Consider the following 20221-nt stretch of genomic DNA (forward strand, 5'->3'; position numbering starts at 1 on the left):
CATGTTCAAAGCACTTATCGAAGCCTCGGTCCGCTTCCGATGGTTCGTGGTCCTGGCGACGGCGATTGTCGCCGCCTTCGGCCTCTACAACCTGACGCAGCTGCCCATCGACGCCGTGCCGGACATCACCAACCGGCAGGTCCAGATCAACACCATCGCGCCGGCACTCGCGCCCGAGCAGATGGAACGTCAGGTCACCTATCCGCTCGAAACCGCAATGGCGGGTATTCCCGGCATCCAGACCACGCGGTCGCTGAGCCGAAACGGCTTCAGCCAGGTCACGGTCATCTTCTCCGACAACACGGACATCTACTTCGCCCGCCAGCAGGTGGCCGAACGGATGGCCCAGGCGCGCGAACGGTTGCCCGACGGCGTGGAGCCGGCGCTCGCGCCCATCACCACGGGTCTGGGCGAAGTGCTGATGTGGACGGTCGACTTCAAGCCGTTCAACAGCGCCAACCTCGCCAAACCGGGTGAGCCCGGCTGGCAGGCCGGCGGCGCCTATCTGACGCCCGAAGGTGAAATTCTAACCACCCCCCAAGCCCGCGCAACCTACCTCCGCACGGTTCAGGACTGGATCATCGCCCCGCGCATGCGGACCGCGAAGGGACTGGCCGGCGTTGATGTGAACGGCGGTTATGTGAAGGAGTATGCGGTCCGACCCGACGCCGCGCGTCTGGCGGGTTACGGTCTGAGCCTGAACGATCTCGTCGTCGCGCTGGAACGGGCCAACACCCAGGCTGGCGCTGGCTATGTCCAGCGGTCCGGCGAAGCCTTGACCGTGCGGACCGACGCCTTGGCGCAGACCATCCCGGATCTCGCCCAGGCCCCCGTCGTCAACCGCAACGGACTGGTCGTCCGGGTCGCCGACGTCGCCACCGTCGAGATTGGCCAGGCGCCGCGTTTCGGCGGCGCCAGCCGCGACGGCCACGAGGCCGTGGTTGGTACGGCGCTGATGCTGGCCGGCGGCAACAGCCGAACGGTGGCCCAAGCCGCAGCCGAACGTCTCGAGGAGGTTTCCGCGAGCCTGCCGCCGAGCGTTGTCGCCGAACCGGTCCTGAACCGCAGCTCGCTGGTCAACAAGACCATCTCAACCGTCGCCAAGAACCTGATCGAAGGCGCTCTGCTGGTGATCGTGGTGCTGTTCCTGCTGCTCGGCAACATCCGTGCGGCCTCGATCACCGCCCTGATGATCCCGATCAGCTTCCTGTTCGCGGTCATCGGCATGAACCGCTTTGGCATCAGCGGAAACCTGATGAGCTTGGGCGCGCTGGACTTCGGCCTTCTGGTCGACGGCGCGGTCGTGGTGGTCGAGAATACCCTGCTGATGCTCAGTCAGCGGCGGGCCGAAGCCGGTCGAATGCTGACACGTCGGGAGCGGCTCGAGGTTGCTGGAGCCGCGGCGCGTCAGATGGTCAAACCGGCTGCTTTTGGCCAGCTGATCATCCTCCTGGTCTTCACGCCGCTGCTGATGCTTGAGGGCGTGGAGGGCAAGACCTTCATCCCCATGGGCGCAACGGTGATGCTGGCCCTCGTCGGCGCCTTCATCTTCTCCTTCACCTTCGTGCCGGCGATGACGGCCCTGCTGGTCCGGGATCCGAAGAAGGTCGAGGTCGATGAGCACGGCCACGCCCACGAGCACGAGACCTTCATCCTCCGATACGCGCGGCGCTGGATCGAACCGGCGATCCGCGCCGCCGTCGACCGCCCTAAGATCGTCCTGGCGTCCGCGCTCGGCGCCCTCGTCATTGGCGGCATCGCCTTCAGTTCTTTGGGGCGGGAGTTCATTCCGACCCTGGATGAAGGCGATATCGCCATGCAGGCGTTGCGCGTGCCGTCCGCCTCGCTGGAACAATCGCTGGCGATGCAGATGGCCCTCGAACGCGTCATCAAGGCCCAGCCCGAGGTGAAGACTGTCTTCGCCCGGACCGGGACGGCGGAGGCGGCGGTGGACCCGATGCCGCCAAACATTTCGGACGCGGTCATCGTCCTGAAAGACCGCAAGGACTGGCCCGATCCGAACCTTCCGAAAGAGGAGCTGATCGAACGGTTCGAAGAGCTCGCCGCCGGACAACTCGGCAACAGCTTCGAGTTCAGCCAGCCCATCGAGCTGCGCTTCAACGAGCTGATCTCGGGGGTTCGGACCGACCTCGCCGTGATGGTCTATGGCGACGACTTCACCCAGCTGCAGGCCACTGCGGACCGGGTCGCCGCCGCCCTTCGTGCAACGCCCGGATCGGCCGACGTTCGCGTCGAGCAGGCGTCGGGTCTGCCCACCCTGACCGTCAGCGTGGATCGTTTCGCGGCCGCCAACTACGGCTTGTCGGCCGCCGATGTATCCGAGGCGGTTTCGGCCGCGGTCGGCGGCGCCGAGGCCGGGCAAATCTTCGAAGGCGATCGTCGCTTCAGCGTCGTCGTCCGTCTCGCGGATGATGCACGGAATGATCCGGCGGCCCTTGCGGCTCTGCCGGTAACGACCGCCACAGGCGTGACCGTGCCGCTCTCCTCCGTCGCCCGGATTCAGGTCGCGGAAGGACAGAACCAGATCAGCCGCAATGACGGCAGCCGGCGGATGGTGGTGCAGGCCAACGTTCGCGGGCGCGACCTGGGCGGCTTCGTCACCGAGGCCCAGGCCAAGGTGGAGGCCGACGTCGATCTTCCGACCGGCTACTCCCTGACCTGGGGTGGCCAGTTCGAGAACCTGAAGCGGGCCGAACAGCGTCTGGGGCTGGTCATTCCGATCGTCTTCATCCTGATCGGGGTCTTGCTTTTCATGGCTCTGGGATCCTTCGCCGAGGCGGGCCTGGTGTTCGCGTGCGTTCCGTTGGCTCTGGTCGGCGGCGCCCTGGCGCTTGTCCTCAGGGGGATGCCGTTCTCGGTTTCCGCAGCGGTCGGCTTCATCGCCGTGTCCGGCGTCGCGACCTTGAACGGTCTCGTGCTGATGCAGGCCATTCGGGAGCGTCTCACGGGCGGAGCGGCGCCGCGTCTTGCCGCCATCGAAGGCGCGACAAGCCGGCTTCGCGCCGTCCTGACGACGGCTCTCGTCGCCATCGTCGGGTTCATCCCGATGGCATTCGCTCACGGCGCCGGCGCCGAAGTGCAGAAGCCGCTGGCCACCGTGGTCATCGGAGGCCTGCTCACGGCCACCGCGCTGACGCTCCTTGTCCTTCCGACCTTCGCGGCCAAGGCCGTGAAACACCGGAAGGCGGAAGGGATCGAGGAATGAGCGGGGCCCACGAAACAGAGCAGGTCCAGCGCCGCACCCTCCTGGTGGTGCTGTTCCTGAACGCTCTGCTGTTCGTGGGCCTGGGAGTCGGCGGCCTCGCCGCCGACTCCAGCGCTCTGCTCGCGAACGCCGTCGACAACGGCTCCGACGCGGCCGTCTATCTGATCAGCTTCCTCGCCGTCGGGCGCGCGCTGATCTGGAGGACGCGGGCGGCTCAGGTCTCCGGCGTGATGCTGCTGATCTTCTCGGTCCTCGTCCTGCTCGACGCCCTGCGCCGGACGCTGACGGGAACCGAGCCGGTCGGACCGACCATGATGGTGCTCGCTGTCGTAGCGGCGGTTATCAATCTGATCTGCCTGCTGTTGATCCGTCGGCAGCAGAGCAGCGACGTCAACATGAAGGCGGCCGAGACATTCAGCCTGAACGATTTCGCCTCGAACGGCGGCATCCTCGTCGCAGGCGGCCTGGTGATGTGGTTGGACCAGTCGTGGCCCGACCTGCTGGTGGGGGTGCTGGTCGCCGCCATAGCCGCCAAGGGCGGCTTCGACATTCTACGCGATGCGCGCCTTGCGCGACGCGACGCGGAGAGCTCGGTGACATGAGCCCGCCGTTGATCGACATCGCCTCCGTCCAGCGCTGGCGCAAACTCTTCATCGCCGCCGGGGTGTTCGCCCTGCTGGCCTGGACCGCTCTCGTGAAGGCCCAGCCACAGCTCGAGCATCCCGTCGAACATCTCGGGCTGATCGCCATCATGGTTTGCGTCCTGGGGCGCGCATGGTGCTCGCTATACATCGGCGGCCGAAAGAAGCAGGAGATCGTCACCAGCGGGCCCTATTCGCTGTGTCGAAACCCGCTTTATGTTTTCAGCTTCATCGGCGCATTCGGGATCGGCGCACAGACGGGCAGCCTGAGCGTCGGCGCCACCTTCGCCGTCGCATGCTGGATCGTGTTCCGCATCGTCGCGAGCCGAGAGGAAAGCTTCCTGACGTCGGCCTTCGGCGACACCTACCGCAGCTACGTCGTGCGCACCCCCCGCTTCGTTCCGAACCTGCGCCTCTGGAGTGATGAGGCGGAACTGTCCGTCCGGCCGGCCTTCTTCCTCCGGACTGTCCGCGACGGCCTCGTCTTCCTTCTGGCGTTGCCCGTGTTCGAGGGACTGGAGCACCTCCAGAACCTCGGCTGGCTCGACGCCCTCATCGCCTTGCCGTGAGGGGGCGAGATGAACCGCAAGCGATTGGTCATCCTCCTGAGTGCGGCTCTTGCGATCGCCGCCTTCATCGCTGGAGCCGCCGCCCAGCGCGCCGGAATGGTCCTGCCCGACCGCTCCACCCTCACCCGTGATGTCTCCTGAGGAGCCCAATCATGCCCAAGACCCTCCGCCTCAACATTCCTGTCCTCCTGCCTCATGCGCCCGATGTGCATGACGGCTGCGTTGGGCGGCTGATCGCGCTGTTGCGGGTCGAACCCGGCGTCTCTGAAGCGCATGTCGCCGAAGGCGAGAACGGCCCGGAGCTTTGCATCCACTACGACCCTGACCAGCTGTCCCTGGCTCAGGTCCGTCGCCGTGCGCGTCAGGCCGGAGCCGAGGTCAGTGAGCGTTTCGGGCATCTCGTCGGGCGAGTGGAGGGTGTCCGCCACGCCCGCCACGCCCGCACGCTCGCGGCCGCGCTCGGCGAAGAAGCCGGCGTGATCGAGGCGGTGCTGGATCCGGCTGGCGCTCTGCGCCTGGAGTTCGACCGGCAGATCACGAACCGTGAAACGCTTGTCGAGCGCCTTGCGAGCCACGGCCTCGCGCTAGTGCGGGCGACGGAGGGCGCCGCTTCAACCGCTACGAAGACCCCTGAAGCGCAGCCAAAAGCGCCATCCGATCACGAGGCCAGTCATACGCCCGATGACGGTCACGACCATGGTCACTCCGATGGCGATGGCCATGACCACGGTCATTCCGAAGGCGACGGGCACGGCCATGGTCATGGCGGTTTCCTCGGACCCAACACGGAGCTCATCTTCGCAGTCGGCAGCGGTGTCGCGCTCGCGATTGGCTGGCTGATCGAGAAATTCATTTCGGGCGTGCCGGGATGGCTGCCCTTCGGCCTTTTCCTGATCGCCTATGCCTTGGGCGGCTGGTTCACGGTCGGCGAGGCTGTTGGAAACCTGCGGCGCAAGCGTTTCGAGATCGACACCCTAATGCTGGTGGCCGCTGCCGGCGCCGCGGCGCTCGGCGCCTGGGCGGAAGGGGCGCTGCTGCTATTCCTGTTCAGCCTTGGGCACGCCCTCGAGCACTTCGCGATGGGTCGCGCCAAGAAGGCGATTGAAGCTCTGGCCGCCTTGGCCCCGCGCACCGCCCATGTCCGGCGAGACGAGGCTGTCGTCGAACTTCCGGTCGAACAGCTGGAAGTCGGCGACCTCGTTGTCGTTCGGCCCAACGAGCGGCTCCCGGCCGACGGCTTCGTCGTGAAGGGGACCTCCAGCGTGAACCAGGCTCCGGTCACGGGGGAGAGCATTCCGGTCGACAAGCAGCCTGTCCCGAACCCCGAGGAGGCTCGCGCAAAGCCGGTAAATGTCTCGGCGGCGTCGGTGGTCTTCGCCGGCACCATTAACGGCGGCGGCGCCATCGAGATCGAAACGACGCGTCGATCCAAGGATACCACCCTGGCCAAGGTCGTCCGGATGGTGAGCGAGGCCGAGACCCAAAAGTCGCCGACCCAGCGCTTCACCGATCGCTTTGAGCGCGTCTTCGTGCCCCTCGTGCTCGGTCTGGCCTTCGTCCTCCTGTTCGCCTGGGTCGTCGTCGACGAGCCGTTCCGCGACAGCTTCTACCGGGCGATGGCCGTGCTGGTGGCCGCCAGTCCGTGCGCTCTCGCGATCGCCACGCCGAGCGCGGTTTTGTCCGGGGTCGCCCGGGCGGCCCGCGCCGGGGTTCTCGTCAAGGGTGGCGCGCCGCTCGAAAATCTTGGAGCGCTCGATTCCATAGCCTTCGACAAGACCGGGACGCTGACCGAGGGGCGGCCGCGGATCACCGACGTCGTTCCGTTCGGCCAGACGACCGAGAGCGAGCTTCTGGAGATTGCTGTCGCGGTCGAACGGCTCAGCGATCACCCCTTGGCGGAAGCGATCGTCCGCGACGGAAGCCAGCGGTTGGTCGCCGCCCCCGTTCGAACCGCAACGGATTTGCGCAGCCTGACCGGCAAGGGCGTCACTGCACGCCTGGACGACCAGGATGTTTGGATCGGCAAGCCGGAGATGTTCGGTTCGGACGCCATCGCTCCGCTCGCACCGGACACCGAGATCGCCGTCGCGGCCCTGCGAAATCAGGGACGGACGCTCATGGTGGTTCGCCGCGGGACAAAGGATCTCGGGGTCATCGGCCTTCTCGACACGCCTCGGGCCAAGGCGCGCGAGACCCTTACCGCGCTCCGCGCGCTCGGCATTCGCCGCATGATCATGATCTCAGGCGACCACCAGAAGGCGGCCCAGGCGGTGGCCGGTCAGGTCGGGCTGACCGAGGCGTGGGGCGACCTGATGCCGGAGGACAAGGTCGACGCCATCAAGAAACTCCGGGCGGAGACCAGGGTCGCCATGGTCGGCGATGGCGTCAACGATGCTCCGGCGATGGCCACCGCGACGGTCGGCGTCGCCATGGGTGCGGCGGGATCGGACGTCGCTCTGGAGACCGCCGACGTCGCCTTGATGGCGGATGATTTGTCGAAGTTGCCCTTCACCGTGGGTCTTAGCCGTCAAACCCGCCGCATCATCCGCCAGAACCTGTTCGTCAGCCTAGGGGTCGTGGCGTTCCTCGTCCCGGCGACGATCCTCGGTCTCGGCATCGGACCTGCCGTCGCCCTCCACGAGGGTTCTACCCTGCTGGTCGTCTTCAACGCGCTTCGCCTTCTGGCATGGCGCGGTCCGCGCGGCGTCGAATAACCCGCCTCTAGGAAAGCAAAGGATAGTCCAATGAATCGTCTCGGCTGGGTTGGCGTCATCGCCGCCTTTCTCCTGATCTCGGTCTTCGGCTTCGGGATGCTCTCGCGGCAGGGTCGCCCGGCGCCGGAGCCGACGGCAGTCGATGCACGCCCGATCGACCAGCATGCCGGGCACGGCGATGCCGCCTCGGATAATCCCGCCACCAGTTCCTACAAGGAGGCGAACGAGCGGATGCACGCTGCTATGAACATCGACTACAGCGGCGACGCCGATGTCGACTTCATGCGCGGGATGATCGCCCACCACGAGGGGGCGGTCGCCATGGCAAGGATTGCGCTCGACCAAGGCTCGGATCCCGAGGTCAAAGGCCTCGCGGAGGAGATCATTCGCACCCAGGAAGCGGAAATCGTCCGCATGCGGGTGTGGCTGGCAAACCGCGCGGCTCGCCCGGCGGACGCGCAGGGCTGAAGCCATGGGGGGCAAGCGATCCCCGATCCGGAGCAAGGCTCCCCGATGGCGTCCGGGGCGCTACAAGGGGCGCGGCCGGTCCAAGCTATACGGCAGGCCAGAGCCGTTCCGACCGGTGCAGGATTCACTGATCGCGGTTGCCGCGAGCCTCGTCGCCGGCGCGATCGTCTTCTGTCTCGCCGTCCCGCTGGCGGCGACCTACCGGATCCCGGTGTTCGTGTCCTTCGGCATTCTCATGTCGCTTTTGGCGATCATGACCTATCGTCTCGGGCGGAAGGGGCAGGCTGGCCGGGTCATGACCGCCGCCATGGCGGCTGTATGCCTCTTGGGGTTCGGCCTTCTTGTCCTTACGCGAGATCAGTTGCAGTTCGCTCCGCGCCATCACGATCACCCCGCAGCGGCCGGCCAGGCACGACCCTGATGATTGCGCCGAAGCATACACAACCGCAGCCCGTCAGGATTTCGCGGGGCGGTTGGCTCGACATCCTCCGCTTCGTCGCCGGCGCGCTGATCATCCTCTATCATTTCCGCGAAGCGGCCCCGATCCCTCTGGGTCAGTTCCACCCGGTGTTCGACAGAGGCTATCTCCTGACGAACTTCTTCATCATCGGTTCCGGCTACGTCCTCGCCCGCATCTACGGCGACGGTTTCGCGGCCCGGACGATCCCGCTACGCGCCTATGTCCGCCAGCGCTTTCTTCGCGTCGCTCCGTCTCATCTCGCGGTGGTCGGCGCGCTGGCGCTGTTGATCGCCGTCGCCGGACTTTTCGGAATCGCGCCGAGCAACCCGCAGTGGTTCGACTGGGATCAGCTGCCGTCGCAGGTCTTCCTGGTTCAGGCCTACGGCATTCCAGGCGGGCAGGGGTGGAACGCGCCGACCTGGACGCTATCCGCCCTTCTCGGCTGCTACCTTCTGCTGCCGTGGATCTGCCGCCTATTCTGGCGGCTCGATCCTTGGGCCGTGGTGATCGGCGCCAGCTTATTGCTGATGACCGCAGACTGGGCGTGCCGGACTTGGCTCGGCGAGCCCCTCTACCGCCTGCCTTTGCGATTCGGGTTCATTCGAGCGTTTCCGTTGTTCCTGCTGGGTGTCGCCGCTGCATATCTGGGATCCCGTATGTGTCTGACGCCAAGAGGGGCCGGCTGCACCGGTCTGCTCGCCGTGGCCGGTTTGGTCGCGGCGCAGGTGATCGGCCACTTCGCTCTGGTCTCAGTGGTGCTGCTAACCGTTCTGATCTGGGCGGCCGGAGCCTTGCCAACCGTGCGGCCGTCGAGGTTGGTCGAACACCTCGGACTAATGTCATTCGCCATGTTCCTCACCAACGAGGTGAGCCGGATCGTCTGGTTCGGAGCATTCGACGCCTTAGGTCAGTCTGGTTGGCCGGATGTCGTTCAGTGGAGTGTATGGATGGCGGGGCTTCTAGCGGCCTTTGTTGGCGCGGCGACGTTCCGCTACGGCTTTGATCGCCCCGTTCAGGCGTGGCTCGCGCCCACGCGTTCCCAGCGCACTGTTTAAACAAGGCGATGACCTCCGGTTTCGACTGTCAGGTCCCGCCGTGTCGCCCGAAAGCGCGGGTCGAGCCGTCATTGAGGATAAGGATCGTGGTGTAAGGTTCGCTTCCCGCGGCCTCCATGCCAGGAGAGCCGGCCGGCATGCCGGGGACGGTTAAGGCTCGAGCGGCCGGGCGTTCTCTCAGCAGCCGGTCCACGTCGGCGGCTGGAACATGGCCTTCAATGGCGTAGGCACCGACAACTGCCGTGTGACAGGAGGCCAGTCGGTCTGGAATGCGATGCCGAGCCCGAATCGGGGTCAAGTCATTGTGTTCGACGACCTCGACGGTCCACCCGGCCTGCCGCATGTGAGCGACCCAACCGTCGCAACAGCCACACCACGGCGTCTTGTAAACGGTCATTAGCCTGCCGGGAATCGACTGAACGGCAGTTGCCAGAAAGGTAAGAGGCAAGCCCACCATAAACGCGCGGCGGGCGGTCAAGGGCTTGGTCATTGAAGCACTGTCTAAGGACGCTCTGGGGGAACGAGGCGCAAGACGCCCGCCCTTTCGGGCGGGCGTCCGCAGTATATGCGATCAGCAGCAGATGCAGGCCGCGATGGCGTTGCAGCACGCGCACACGGCTTGCGCCACTGATTCCGGGGCTGCGGCGAAGGCAGCTGAGCCGGAACCGAGCAACAGCAGGGCTGCGATGGTAAGAGTACGTTTCATGGTTTCGATCTTTGTTTGATTTAAGAATTTCGGCTTTTAATGAGGCGATCCGGGCCGCGGAGGCGGGTCTTCTGCCTCATTGGTGAACTCGTTGTATGTTTCGGCGGTCGTTGAATAGCGCAATACCGTATAAACGCGTGCGACTGCAGGGACATCGTAGTTCGAGCGAAGGCCTTGGCAAAACACCATACAAGCCTTCTGGCAGACGAGCTTGATCGCCTTCCGTTGCGGAGTGCCGCAATCTCCCGCCATCGACCTCCCCGCCGCACTAGTATCATTAGGCGCCTCGCACGCCATCGAGACAGTGGAAACGAACAGCATCGCCAAGGCCGCGAGAAGCGCGGCCTTTATCGCGAAAGTGTAGTGGCGCAAGGCGGTCATGGTTGTCACCAAACGCCAAGGCCAGATGCGTAAGAGGGACTGCCGTCAAATACAGTATCCCGACTAGTGGGTCCCACGCCAACTACGCCTCGTGTTCGAGCAACTGTGCTCAGTGGGCGGAATGCAGACACGTCAAAATGATCGCTGGCCGCGAACGACCCAACTTGCTTCGCGCTTCCTGCCCGGCCCAGCCGAAAATGTCTCAAGACTGCCCTGCGGCTTAATAGACGGGACGGTAGCAACGGCATCACAAACATCTCGGGCGCTAGAACCAGGCCCTCAGGCCGACCACGAACCGGGTGTCGTCAGGCTCACCGCCACGGGCCCGAATGTAGTCGGCCGTGTCGCCCAGCGAACGCGTCCACTCGACGCCGACGTAGGGGGCGAACTCCTTGCGGATCTCATAGCGCAGGCGCACGCCCGCCTGGATCGAGGCCAGGCCGGAACCGATCTCCAACTCGGGGACGTCGCTCGCCGAGGCCTCGATCTCGAACCGGGGCTGCAGGATCAGGCGCTGGGTGATGCGCTGATCGTATTCGGCCTCGACGCGAGCGGTCAGATCGCCTTCGGTGGACAGGAAGGCGGCGGCGTCGATCTCCCACCAGTAGGGGGCGAGGCCCTGAACCCCCAGCACGGCGTGGGCGGTGTCCGGGCCGTCCGGGCGGAAGTCCTGGCGCACCCCGGCCTGAAGATCCCAGAAGGGCGCGATGGCGCGACTGTAGAGAGCCTGGACCTCGGCGTCCTCGAGCCTGCCGTCGAGATCGCCCTTGCCCTCGGATTTCCACCAGAAGCGATTGATGTCGCCGCCGCTCCAGCCCTGGACGTCCCACAGGTAGGTGTTGCCGCCGTCGCCGAAGCCGGCCTCGATGCGGTCGATAACGACGGCGGTCGTGCGAACGTCCCCGTTCTCGACGATGAGGGTGCGGCGGGACGCAGCCATGGCCTCGGCTCCGAAGACTAGATCGGCCGCATGGGCCGGGCCGGTCAGGGCGGCGGCCGGCGGCGGGGTTTCGGGCGGGCGGCCGGGAGTGTCCGCGCTGGTCGCGACGTCGGGCGGTCCCATGCTCATGCCCGACATGTCGTGGCCGGCATACGGATCGGCCCGCGTGCCGTTCATGGCCATGCCGCTCATGTCGTGACCGGCGTGAGGATCGGTCTGAGCCGGAGCAGCCATGTTCGACATGTCGTGGCCCGCGTGCGGGTCCGTTGGCGCAGCGGCCGGCACGTTAGACATGTCATGCCCAGCGTGCGGATCGGGCGCGGGTTGGGGGCGAGACTGGGGTTGGGGCTGGGTCGCTGGCGGCATGCTGTGACCGGCATGCGGATCGGCCGTCTGAGCCTGGGCGGCGCCGGCGACGAGGACGAGAGGCGTGAGCGCGATGACGAGGCGGCTCATTGGGCGGCTCCGTCGAGGGGGCGTACGGTGACGACGTTGAACATGCCCGCGTGCATGTGCATCAGCAGGTGACAGTGGAAGGCCCAGTCACCGGGCGCATCGGCGGTGAGGTCGAAGGTCACCTTGCCGCCGGGGGCAACATTCACCGTGTGCTTCAGCGGCTGATGGCCGTCAGGCCCGCCGGTGACCAGTTCGAAGAAGTGGCCGTGCAGGTGAATGGGGTGGGCCATCATGGTGTCGTTGACCAGGGTCACGCGCACCCGCTCGTTCCGCTCGAAGCGGATCGGTTCGACCAGTTCCGAGAACTTCCGCCCGTCGAAGCCCCACATGAACCGCTCCATATTGCCGGTCAGGTGGATTTCCATGGTCCGCGAAGGCGGGCGTTGATCCTTGTTCGGATCTAGCGAGACGAGGTCGGTATAGACCAGCACCCGGTGCGGGACGTGCTCCAGTCCGATCGGGCGTTCGCCAAGACGGTTGATCGGCGACATGTTGACCATGTCGACGCCCACGCCGACCGCCATGTCCGGCGGGGCGTTCTCGGGATCACGCATGTTCATGCCGGCCATGGACATACCGCCCATGTCGCTTGCCGGCGCCGTGCCCTGGGCGGGCGCTCCGTGGTCCATGCCGGCCATGGCGCCGTGATCCATCCCGGACATGCCAGCCATGTTCCCGTGGTCCATCCCGCCCATGCCCATGTCGCGCATGGTCAGGTTCGGAACCTCGCGCAGCGGCGGAACCTCGGCCGTCATGCCGAGGCGCGGCGTCAAGGTCGCCCGTCCCATGCCCGAGCGGTCGATGGCCTCGGACACGATCGTGTAGGCGCGGTCCTCGGTCGGCCGGACGATCACGTCATAGGTCTCGGCCACCGAAATCTGGAACTCGTCGGTCTCGACAGGCCGCACGTTCTCGCCGTCGGCCTGGACCACCGTCATCGGCAGGCCCGGAATGCGGACATTGAAGATCGACATGGCCGAGGCGTTGATGATCCGCAGCCGCACCCGCTCGCCCGGCCGGAACAGGCCAGTCCAGTTCTCCTGTGGCCCGTGGCCGTTGATCAGATAGGTGTAGGTGGAGCCGTTGACGTCGAGAATGTCGCGCGGGTCCATTCGCATCTGGCCCCACATGCGCCGCTCCTCCAGGCTCATTCGGTCCTCGCCCGAGATCAGACCGGAGAGGGTGGTGCGCTGGCGGTTGAAATAGCCGGGGCTCTTCTTCAGCTTCTCGAGGATTTCGTGCGGATGCATGAAACTCCAGTCCGAAAGGACCAGCACATGCTCGCGGTCATAGGCGACCGGATCGGCGCCCGCCGGGTCGATGACGATCGGACCGTAGTGGCCCATCGCCTCCTGAAGGTTGGAATGGCTGTGGTACCAGAAGGTGCCCGACTGCTTGATCGGGAACTCGTAGACGAAGGTCTCGCGGGCCTTGATGCCGGGGAAGCTGATGCCGGGCACCCCGTCCATCTGGAACGGCACCAGCAGGCCGTGCCAATGGATCGAGGTGTCCTCGTCCAGGGTGTTGGTGACGCTCAGTCTCGCGTTCTGGCCTTCGCGCAGACGGATCAGCGGCGCGGGCAGGGTGCCGTTGACGGTGATCGCGTGCCCGGTCCGGCCACCGACGGTGAATGGGGAATGGCCGACGGTCAGATCGATGTTCGGCCCGGTCAGGGTCGGCAGGTCGGCGCGCAGACCCGGCGAACCGGTTTGGGCCCACGCCGGCAACAGGCCGCTCAATCCCATCAGTCCGCCGCCCGCGACGGCGCCTCTCAACAGGGTCCGGCGGTCGAGGGCTGATATCGGCATGGGCGGTCTCTCGGTGGGGCTGCTCTAGTCGATACGCGGGCGAAGTGCGCATCCCTCACAGGTTTCGCGCCTGTTCGGTTTGATCAGGTCAGGGCCGCCATCCGCTCGGACAGGGTCCGCCGGGCGCGGGCGATCCGGGTCTCGACGGCCTTCGGTGTGACCTGCAGGATGGCGGCGATCTCGGCGTGAGGACGACCCTCCAGCGTCGCCAGCAATAGCGGGGCCTTCAGCGTATCGGGCAAATCGGCGAGGGCGCGTTGCAGGGCAGCGGCCTTGCGCTGGTCGTCGATTCTGCTCTCGCCATCCGGCGCGGCGTCGCTGACCGTCAGGGCTTCGGGCGCGTCCAACCCCATAACGCCGCGCACGACGCGGCGGACGGTGCGCCTGCGCCCCCAGTCCCGGCATTTGTTCAGGGCGATGGAGCGCAGCCAGACGTCGAACCGTCGCGAAGAATCGTAACGCTTCAGGGCCAGCCAGGCGGAGGCGTAGGTCTCCTGCAGCAGGTCCTGCGCCTCGTCGGAGTCACCAACATATCGGCGGATGAAGCGATAGAGATCCGGCTTGGTCTCGGTCATCAGGGCGCTGAAGGCGGCGCGGTCGCCGCCCGCCGCACGGACCTCGAGGCTTTGCCCAACGCTCACCCCCCTAGCCGGGATCGCGGCTCAGGGCGTCGGCGACGGCGGCGTCGAAGACCGTGGCCTGTTCGGGCGTCAGGACGGACCGCATCTCGAAGACGTGGGCGATGGTCGCCTTCTGCAGGTCGCCCATGGCCCCGTGGAAGTGATCGACGGCGGCCTGAACCTCGGGCGTGTCGCCCCGGTTGGCGGCGATAGCGAGGCCCAGTTCGCGGTTGGCGGCGCGCACCTCGGCCTCCAGCGTGGGCCGTTCAGCGGCGAAGCGCGTCTCGATCGCGTCCAGCCGCCGGTCCTGCTCGGGTGACAGGCTTAGTTGCTCATGGACAATGTCATGCAGGCTGGGCGCCTGACGCTCACGCATCATCCAGGCCGCGCCCGCCCAAGTCGCGCCACTGCTGAGCACGGCCGCCGCCAGCGCCGTCGCCGCCACCGTCTTCCAGCCGGCCGTCATTACCCGACCCCGACATTGAGGGGCGCCAGACCCGTGGACACGCTGAACACGCTCATCTCCGACGGCGCGGGGCGGGAGGAAAGCATCAGTAGTCCGCCATTCGTCAGCCCGATCACCAGCGAAAGGCCCAGTGCCGCGCCCTGGGTGCGGGTCAGCCTGCGTTGCGCCTGACGTGCTCCGACGCGATTCCACACGGCATCTTCCACGCCATCCAGACGGCTCGTGTCCTGCAATCCGTCGGCTCGGATCAATCGTTCGAGTTCATCGGTCATCGTACATCCGCCTTACCGCCCCACACCCAATACGCGGGAGTTCACCCAGCCCCTCGCGAGGGCTGTGACCCCCTGCTGCGTAAATAGCAGAGATCGATCCCGAAAGCGGGTCCGGGGATGAAGTTGGACGACAGGGTGGGGCAGGTCGGTTCTGGGTTTCCGGAGGTGCTCGCGCCCCTGACCGGCGTGCGCTTCTTCCTGGCGCTCGGTGTGGTCCTGTTTCACTACCAGCTGCACTGGACGCTGCCTCCTGAAGCCGCCGGACTGCTCAATCGGGCGCGGCTGGGCGTGGACGTCTTCTTCATCTTGTCCGGCTTCATCATGGCCCACGTCTATCTGCGTGACGGGCGCCCCCAGAACTACCCGAAATTCCTCGCGGCCCGTTCCGCACGGATATATCCGGCGCATCTGTTCATACTTGTGGCTATGCTCGCCCTGGTTCTCGCGGCGCCGCTGCTGGGCGTGGGTGTTGAGCCCGGACGGTTCAATGCCGGCGACTTTGTCCAAACCCTTGTTCTGGTCCAGGCCTGGTTTCCGAGGCAGAGCCTCGCGCTATGGAACGGGCCCGCCTGGTCCCTGTCTGCAGAGTGGTTCGCCTATCTGGCTTTCCCGATCTACGCCTGGATCGGCCTGCGCTGGAGGGCACGGCCCTGGACGCTTATTGCGCTCGCCGCAGTCCTGTTCGTCGTGATCGACGCCGTCTACCGCGCCCGCTACGGCATCGTTCTACCGCGCGCCGAGGACAATATGGGGGTGCTCCGGATCATTCCGGAGTTTCTCTATGGCATAGGCCTCTATCAACTGGGACGACGGTGGGGGATCGCGCCACGGATAGCGGGCTTGGTCGCCGTGACCTCCAGCATGGTGTTGCTCGGCTTGATGCAGGTCGGAGTCGATGACAGGCTTATCGTAGTCAGCGCCGGACCGTTTTTGTTGAGCCTGGCACTGCTAGCCAAAGCGGGCGTCCGCTCCTTCCTCTCGGCGCCGGTCGTCCTGCTCGGTGGCGAAGCGTCGTTCGCCCTCTACCTCGTCCACATTCCGGTGCTGATGGTGTGGCGCAACGCCGCCCAGGCGATCCTGGATTTGCCCGGCGACTACAGGATGTCGCCGCCCGAACTAGCCGGGCTGCTGCTGGTCACCCTGACAGTGGCGCTTCTCATCCATTTGTGGATCGAGCGGCCTGGGCGCGAGGTGTTGCGTCGCCTGCTCATTCGCTCGTCCAAACCTTCTCAGGCCCGCTAGGGTAACCGCCCTGCTGTCCTGCTCAAATCTGCTCTCTCACCCGAAAGGAACATCCATGATCAGATCCCTCGTTACGGCAATGGGCGCCGTTGTCGTCCTCGCTGCTTCGCCGATCTCGGCTCAGGATCACAGCCAGCAGGCCATGGAAGGCGGGGTCGCGCCGGCCGCTGCCGACGCCGCGACCGCTGTCGACGCCTTCCACGCAGCCTTGAAAGCCGGCGACACTGCCGGGGCGCTGGCGATGATGGATCCCGAGTTGGTGATCTTCGAGGAAGGCTATGCCGAGCGATCGCGGGATGAATATGCCTCCCACCATTTGGCCTCCGACGCAGCCTTCGCGGCCGAGACGCAGTCGGTCCGCACGCGGCGCTCCGGCCGGGCCCTGGGGGATGCCGCCTGGATCGTCACCGAGGGCCGGACCACGGGCGCCTTCAATGGACGGGTAACCGACCGGATCACGACCGAGACCATGGTGCTGGGCCGCACGGCCGAAGGATGGCGCATTCGCCACATCCACTGGTCGTCGCGGGCGTCGGACTGATCACATGGCGGCGGGCGGAGCCTGAACGCCCATCACCGCGACCAGCGCCAGCAGCAGGGCTCCGGCCAGCGTCTCGAGCAGGACGCTGCGCCGGAGTCCGACCAGCGAGGACGCCACCCCGGCGTCCTCGTCAACGGCCCTGTCCAGAGCCGGCGTCAGTCGGAACCGGTTCATGGCTGCGAACCCGCACATTAAGGCGAACAGGACCAGCTTTCCGATCAGCAACTGACCCCACAGGCTCTGCGGTAGGGCCGCGACGCGATCCGGCCCGACCAGAAACCAGCTGTTGCCGATCCCGGTCACGGTCAGCAGCGCCACGGCCAAGGTCCCCAGGCCCGAAAAGCCGTGCAGGACGCGGTGGGTCTGACGAGGCTCCAGCATCGTAGGGCGCGACAGCACCAGCGTCAGGACCGCGAGGGCTCCTAGCCATAGGGCGGCAGCGATCGCATGAAGGATGTCCAGGCCGAGGTGGATCATTCGGCCGCCGCCCTCGGTGGACGCCCCGTGACCGGTCCAGGCGAAGCTGGCCGAGACAATCAGGCCGAACAGGGCCAGCAGACTCCACAGGATGCGGCGCGGCGGCAGGATGCACACAAGGAGGGCGGCGGCTGTCGCGGTCGCGGCCCGGACCAGCAGGGCCACGCCCAGTGCCGTGCCGGTCACGACGAAGGAGAGGGACGCGGGCTTGAAGGCCTCGCTCCACGATCCGGCCATCATCGCCGTCTGGGCGATCAGGGCGAGGGCGGAGGCGATGGCCACGACCACCGCCGCGATGAGCATTAAGGGTTTGAAGCCCGCCGCTCGTAGCGCCTCTTCCCGCCGGACACTGACCAGCAGGAGGAGAGGACCGCCGAGCAGGATGACGGCGCCGGCGTACTGGAGCCCGCGCATGGCGATGATCGCCGCCTCCGTCACCGGTCAGTGGACCATGAAGGTGTAGTTCCCCGTCATCCGGTGACCGTCACCCGACGCCAGCCGCCATTCGACCCGATAGGTCCCGGTCGCGAGCGGACGGGCCAGCGCGCCAGACAGGGTCTTGCCGTCGTCCGAGATCGAGGTGGTCATCTGCAGCTTGGTCCCGTTGGCATCGTAGACGTCGAAACCGGAGAAGGCCGGCACGGACCGTTCGCTGAACACCAGGGTCACGGTACGCGTCGGTCCGCCCATGCTGTCCGGGGCGGGCGTGGCGCTGATCAGGCGAGCGTGGGCAGCCGCCGGTCCGGCCATGGCGACGACGGCCGCGACGGCAAGGGGAGCGAGGAGGAAGGAACGCATGGACTGAACTCCGGGAGGGAGACCGAAGCGGTCTCTGTTGGTTATACGGCGCGGGCGTCGACGCCCCTCATCGCTCGGCGTTTGTGAGCCTCAAAGCCGATCGAGGATGGTCTGCATCTGGGCGATCTCGCGCTCCTGGGCCGAGACGATGTCGTCGCAAAGAGCGATGAGCTCCGGATCGGTCAGCTTGGCCTGACCGCACATCAGGATCGCGCCGGAGTGGTGGGGAATCATGCCCCGGATCAGTTCCTTGTCGCCGATCGCGGCCTGAGTGCGCATCGCGTAGAAACTGAAGGCGAAGACGAGGACAGCCGCCCCGCCGATGATCAGGTTGAGCCGTTTGTCCTGATACATCGATCGCATCATCACGAGCATCAGGATGGCCATCGGCGCGACCATCATCAGCGTCATGTAGACATTGTTCAGGTTGAAATAGAAATGGTTCAGCGTCGCGATCATGCTGAACATGACCAGGTACATGATCGCGAAATCGATCAGCAGTTCGATAGCGAAACTGCGATAGGGCTTGTGATGCACGACAGGTCTCCCAGAGCTGCGTCAGGGCGCACGCTTGCGCCCAAAGACATACGCACGGGAAAGCGTCGTCCCTCGTCGGGATCGGAAAAGCTACGCCCTGCTCACCCGTGTCCCGGCATGGCCAGCATCCAGACCGCCATGGCGACCATCATCAGGTTCTCGGTTAGGCTGACGAAGCCCAGCGGCACGTTCGAAGATCCGCCGACGCAGGCGCACTTGAGCTCACGTTTGTCGACATAGACCGCCTTGAACACCGAGATTGCGCCCACGCCGCCGATGACCAAGGCGACGGGCGCCGACAGCCAGGTCAGGGCGCCCGCCAGCATCAGGACACCAGCCCCAAGTTCGGCGAACGGATAGACGTAGCCGTAGCCCGGCCAACGCTGCGCCAGCAGGTCGTAGTTCAGGAACATGGTCGAGAACTTCTCCACGTCCTGCAGCTTCAGCATCGCCAGCAGACACATGGCCGTGGCGATGAACATCGGCAGGATCGAAACGCTCACCACTGCTCCGAACCGCAGCCAGACGATGGCGACGGCGATCAGCGCGGCCACGGCGAACACCGCCAGAACCGGGACATAGCTGGTCGCGCCCGGCTCCAGCACCTTCTCGCCAAAGAAGCGGCGCAGGTCGTCGTGGCCGCCGATCTGTTCGCCGTTGATGAAGGTCTGAGGTGTGGTCTTCACGTCGTGCTCGGCCTTGAAGGCGTCGGTCTCGGCACGGGTGGTCAGATGCCGGTCATCGACCCGGTAGCCCTTTCGCTTCAGCAGCCACAAGGATTTGCGACCATACGGGCAGACATGCTCGGGCATGACCATACGATAGAGGGTGGCGGTCTTGATGTCGGACATCGGGCATCTCCAGCGCCATGACAGCGATCTGGATCCCATGTAGGTTCCGTACCATGGTACGGAGTCAAGGGTGATGCGATGATGATCGGTGGCTTGGCAGAGGCGGGCGGCGTGGGTGTCGAGACGATCCGCTACTATCAGCGGCGCGGCCTTCTTCGAATGCCCGCCCCCGGTGGGGCGACCCGCCGCTACGACGATAGCGATGTGCGCAGGCTCCGCTTCATCCGTCAGGCCCAGGCAGCAGGGTTCACCCTCAACCAGATCGGCGAGTTGCTTACTCTGGATGCAGGGGCGGACCGCGCCCGCGCCCGCGCCATGGCGCGTGATCGCATCGATGACCTCGATCTCCGGATCGCGGACCTGAAGACGGCGAAGGCTGCGCTAGAACGGCTCGCCTTCGCCTGCGCCCATGACGACGGCGGGCCGTGTCCTATCATCTCGGCTTTCGAATCTGGCGATTCGAGGTGATGCTGAATAGCGTAGCGATGTTCTAAAAGTAGACCGCCACTCACGCCCGGCTCTGGCGCTGTGCAGGTCTAGCAGCTGACGAAGCAGCTCAACCGCACGGGCCCTACGCACCGCACACGCCGTAGACCAAGCTTTACACTCGCAAGAGAAAAGATATAACTATCAGATATTTAATTCTGGTGTGTGTGTTACCTCGGACCTGGTCGATTGGAAATCCGAGCTCGCGGCATCGGCGGATGAATGTCAGCCGCGTGAGGTCAGCATCGCCATGGGCGCGATGACCGCCGTCTCCGCACGCCGTCCGGCGCGCCAAGCCGATTCCTCGTAGTCGCGGATTGTCGGAGGAGTGGTCCCGCTACGCTTGGCGAGAGCTCCGATGGAAAGCGCGCGGTCCGTGCGGTCATCCGGAAAAAGGGCTTGAAGCTAAGGCTACTTGAACTCCTACAACACGTCCAATGGAACGGCGGACCGAGCCCTTCAGGAGAGCGAGACAGGCTGTCGAAGGACGTTCCGATCGGCTGCATT

23 protein-coding genes are annotated in these 20221 nt (G+C 65.7%); 11 read left to right on the forward strand and 12 right to left on the reverse strand.

Translation table 11 applies throughout. The annotated features are described in order from the left end of the window. Window position 1 precedes the first annotated feature (1 nt). The 8 genes from ACODRV_RS02720 (at window position 2) to ACODRV_RS02755 (ending at window position 9133) form a co-directional block, all read left to right on the forward strand. Complete coding sequence (locus tag ACODRV_RS02720) at window positions 2-3226, forward strand: efflux RND transporter permease subunit (RefSeq protein ID WP_488907319.1); 3225 nt, start codon at window positions 2-4, stop codon at window positions 3224-3226. Further along, entirely contained in the window at window positions 3223-3828 is a 606-nt protein-coding gene (locus tag ACODRV_RS02725; protein ID WP_488907320.1) for a cation efflux transmembrane domain-containing protein, read from the forward strand. Before ACODRV_RS02720 ends, ACODRV_RS02725 begins: the two co-directional genes overlap by 4 nt. Continuing rightward, complete coding sequence (locus ACODRV_RS02730; protein ID WP_488907321.1) at window positions 3825-4436, forward strand: methyltransferase family protein; 612 nt, start codon at window positions 3825-3827, stop codon at window positions 4434-4436. Before ACODRV_RS02725 ends, ACODRV_RS02730 begins: the two co-directional genes overlap by 4 nt. 9 nt (window positions 4437-4445) lie before the next feature. Next, entirely contained in the window at window positions 4446-4577 is a 132-nt protein-coding gene (locus ACODRV_RS02735; protein ID WP_488907322.1) for a hypothetical protein, read from the forward strand. 11 nt (window positions 4578-4588) lie between these two features. After that, complete coding sequence (locus tag ACODRV_RS02740) at window positions 4589-7150, forward strand: heavy metal translocating P-type ATPase (protein ID WP_488907323.1); 2562 nt, start codon at window positions 4589-4591, stop codon at window positions 7148-7150. Between the two features lie 30 nt (window positions 7151-7180). Beyond that, window positions 7181-7618 (forward strand): CopM family metallochaperone, encoded by a 438-nt coding sequence (gene copM / locus ACODRV_RS02745; RefSeq protein WP_488907324.1) that lies wholly within the window; start codon window positions 7181-7183, stop codon window positions 7616-7618. A 115-nt stretch (window positions 7619-7733) separates the two neighbouring features. Further along, window positions 7734-8039 carry a hypothetical protein gene (locus tag ACODRV_RS02750; protein ID WP_488907325.1) on the forward strand — a complete coding sequence of 102 codons (306 nt, stop codon included), beginning with the start codon at window positions 7734-7736 and terminating at the stop codon, window positions 8037-8039. After that, window positions 8039-9133: an acyltransferase family protein gene (locus tag ACODRV_RS02755; RefSeq protein ID WP_488907326.1), complete on the forward strand. Its 1095-nt coding sequence runs from the start codon at window positions 8039-8041 to the stop codon at window positions 9131-9133. The genes ACODRV_RS02750 and ACODRV_RS02755 overlap by 1 nt, the downstream gene beginning before the upstream one ends. 28 nt (window positions 9134-9161) lie before the next feature. On the opposite strand, the gene ACODRV_RS02760 is transcribed toward ACODRV_RS02755, so the two are convergent. The 7 genes from ACODRV_RS02760 to ACODRV_RS02790 form a co-directional block, all read right to left on the reverse strand. After that, on the reverse strand, window positions 9162-9623 hold the full coding sequence (locus ACODRV_RS02760) for a DUF411 domain-containing protein (RefSeq protein ID WP_488907327.1): 462 nt from the start codon (window positions 9621-9623) through the stop codon (window positions 9162-9164). An 81-nt stretch (window positions 9624-9704) separates the two neighbouring features. Further along, complete coding sequence (locus ACODRV_RS02765; protein WP_488907328.1) at window positions 9705-9839, reverse strand: hypothetical protein; 135 nt, start codon at window positions 9837-9839, stop codon at window positions 9705-9707. Between the two features lie 646 nt (window positions 9840-10485). After that, window positions 10486-11616 carry a copper resistance protein B gene (locus ACODRV_RS02770; protein WP_488907329.1) on the reverse strand — a complete coding sequence of 377 codons (1131 nt, stop codon included), beginning with the start codon at window positions 11614-11616 and terminating at the stop codon, window positions 10486-10488. Further along, window positions 11613-13424, reverse strand: coding sequence for a copper resistance system multicopper oxidase (locus tag ACODRV_RS02775; RefSeq protein ID WP_488907330.1), 1812 nt, complete (start codon window positions 13422-13424; stop codon window positions 11613-11615). The genes ACODRV_RS02770 and ACODRV_RS02775 overlap by 4 nt, the downstream gene beginning before the upstream one ends. Window positions 13425-13507: 83 nt before the next feature. Next, on the reverse strand, window positions 13508-14065 hold the full coding sequence (locus ACODRV_RS02780) for an RNA polymerase sigma factor (RefSeq protein WP_488907331.1): 558 nt from the start codon (window positions 14063-14065) through the stop codon (window positions 13508-13510). Window positions 14066-14069: 4 nt separating this feature from the next. Continuing rightward, entirely contained in the window at window positions 14070-14510 is a 441-nt protein-coding gene (locus ACODRV_RS02785) for a Spy/CpxP family protein refolding chaperone (protein ID WP_488907332.1), read from the reverse strand. Further along, window positions 14510-14782 carry a hypothetical protein gene (locus ACODRV_RS02790; RefSeq protein WP_488907333.1) on the reverse strand — a complete coding sequence of 91 codons (273 nt, stop codon included), beginning with the start codon at window positions 14780-14782 and terminating at the stop codon, window positions 14510-14512. Before ACODRV_RS02790 ends, ACODRV_RS02785 begins: the two co-directional genes overlap by 1 nt. 117 nt (window positions 14783-14899) lie before the next feature. Here ACODRV_RS02790 and ACODRV_RS02795 point away from each other — a divergent pair, with 117 nt between their 5' ends. Both ACODRV_RS02795 and ACODRV_RS02800 read left to right on the forward strand, forming a co-directional pair. Then, on the forward strand, window positions 14900-16024 hold the full coding sequence (locus ACODRV_RS02795) for an acyltransferase family protein (protein ID WP_488907334.1): 1125 nt from the start codon (window positions 14900-14902) through the stop codon (window positions 16022-16024). Between the two features lie 55 nt (window positions 16025-16079). After that, window positions 16080-16565 (forward strand): nuclear transport factor 2 family protein, encoded by a 486-nt coding sequence (locus ACODRV_RS02800; RefSeq protein WP_488907335.1) that lies wholly within the window; start codon window positions 16080-16082, stop codon window positions 16563-16565. On the opposite strand, the gene copD is transcribed toward ACODRV_RS02800, so the two are convergent. From copD to ACODRV_RS02820, 4 genes are all read right to left on the reverse strand, one after another. Then, window positions 16566-17480, reverse strand: coding sequence for a copper homeostasis membrane protein CopD (copD, locus tag ACODRV_RS02805; protein ID WP_488907336.1), 915 nt, complete (start codon window positions 17478-17480; stop codon window positions 16566-16568). 3 nt (window positions 17481-17483) lie between these two features. Next, window positions 17484-17840, reverse strand: a complete 357-nt coding sequence (copC, locus tag ACODRV_RS02810; protein WP_488907337.1) for a copper homeostasis periplasmic binding protein CopC — start codon at window positions 17838-17840, stop codon at window positions 17484-17486. A 90-nt stretch (window positions 17841-17930) separates the two neighbouring features. Further along, entirely contained in the window at window positions 17931-18377 is a 447-nt protein-coding gene (locus ACODRV_RS02815) for a DUF305 domain-containing protein (protein WP_488907338.1), read from the reverse strand. Between the two features lie 101 nt (window positions 18378-18478). Next, window positions 18479-19228 (reverse strand): MauE/DoxX family redox-associated membrane protein, encoded by a 750-nt coding sequence (locus ACODRV_RS02820; protein WP_488907339.1) that lies wholly within the window; start codon window positions 19226-19228, stop codon window positions 18479-18481. A gap of 78 nt (window positions 19229-19306) precedes the next feature. Here ACODRV_RS02820 and ACODRV_RS02825 point away from each other — a divergent pair, with 78 nt between their 5' ends. Next, on the forward strand, window positions 19307-19696 hold the full coding sequence (locus ACODRV_RS02825; protein ID WP_488907340.1) for a MerR family transcriptional regulator: 390 nt from the start codon (window positions 19307-19309) through the stop codon (window positions 19694-19696). Window positions 19697-19829: 133 nt separating this feature from the next. Here ACODRV_RS02825 and ACODRV_RS02830 read toward each other — a convergent pair whose 3' ends face one another. After that, window positions 19830-20009, reverse strand: a complete 180-nt coding sequence (locus ACODRV_RS02830; RefSeq protein WP_488907341.1) for a MerR family DNA-binding protein — start codon at window positions 20007-20009, stop codon at window positions 19830-19832. Window positions 20010-20221 lie beyond the last annotated feature (212 nt).

Source organism: Brevundimonas sp. FG8, from assembly GCF_057808845.1.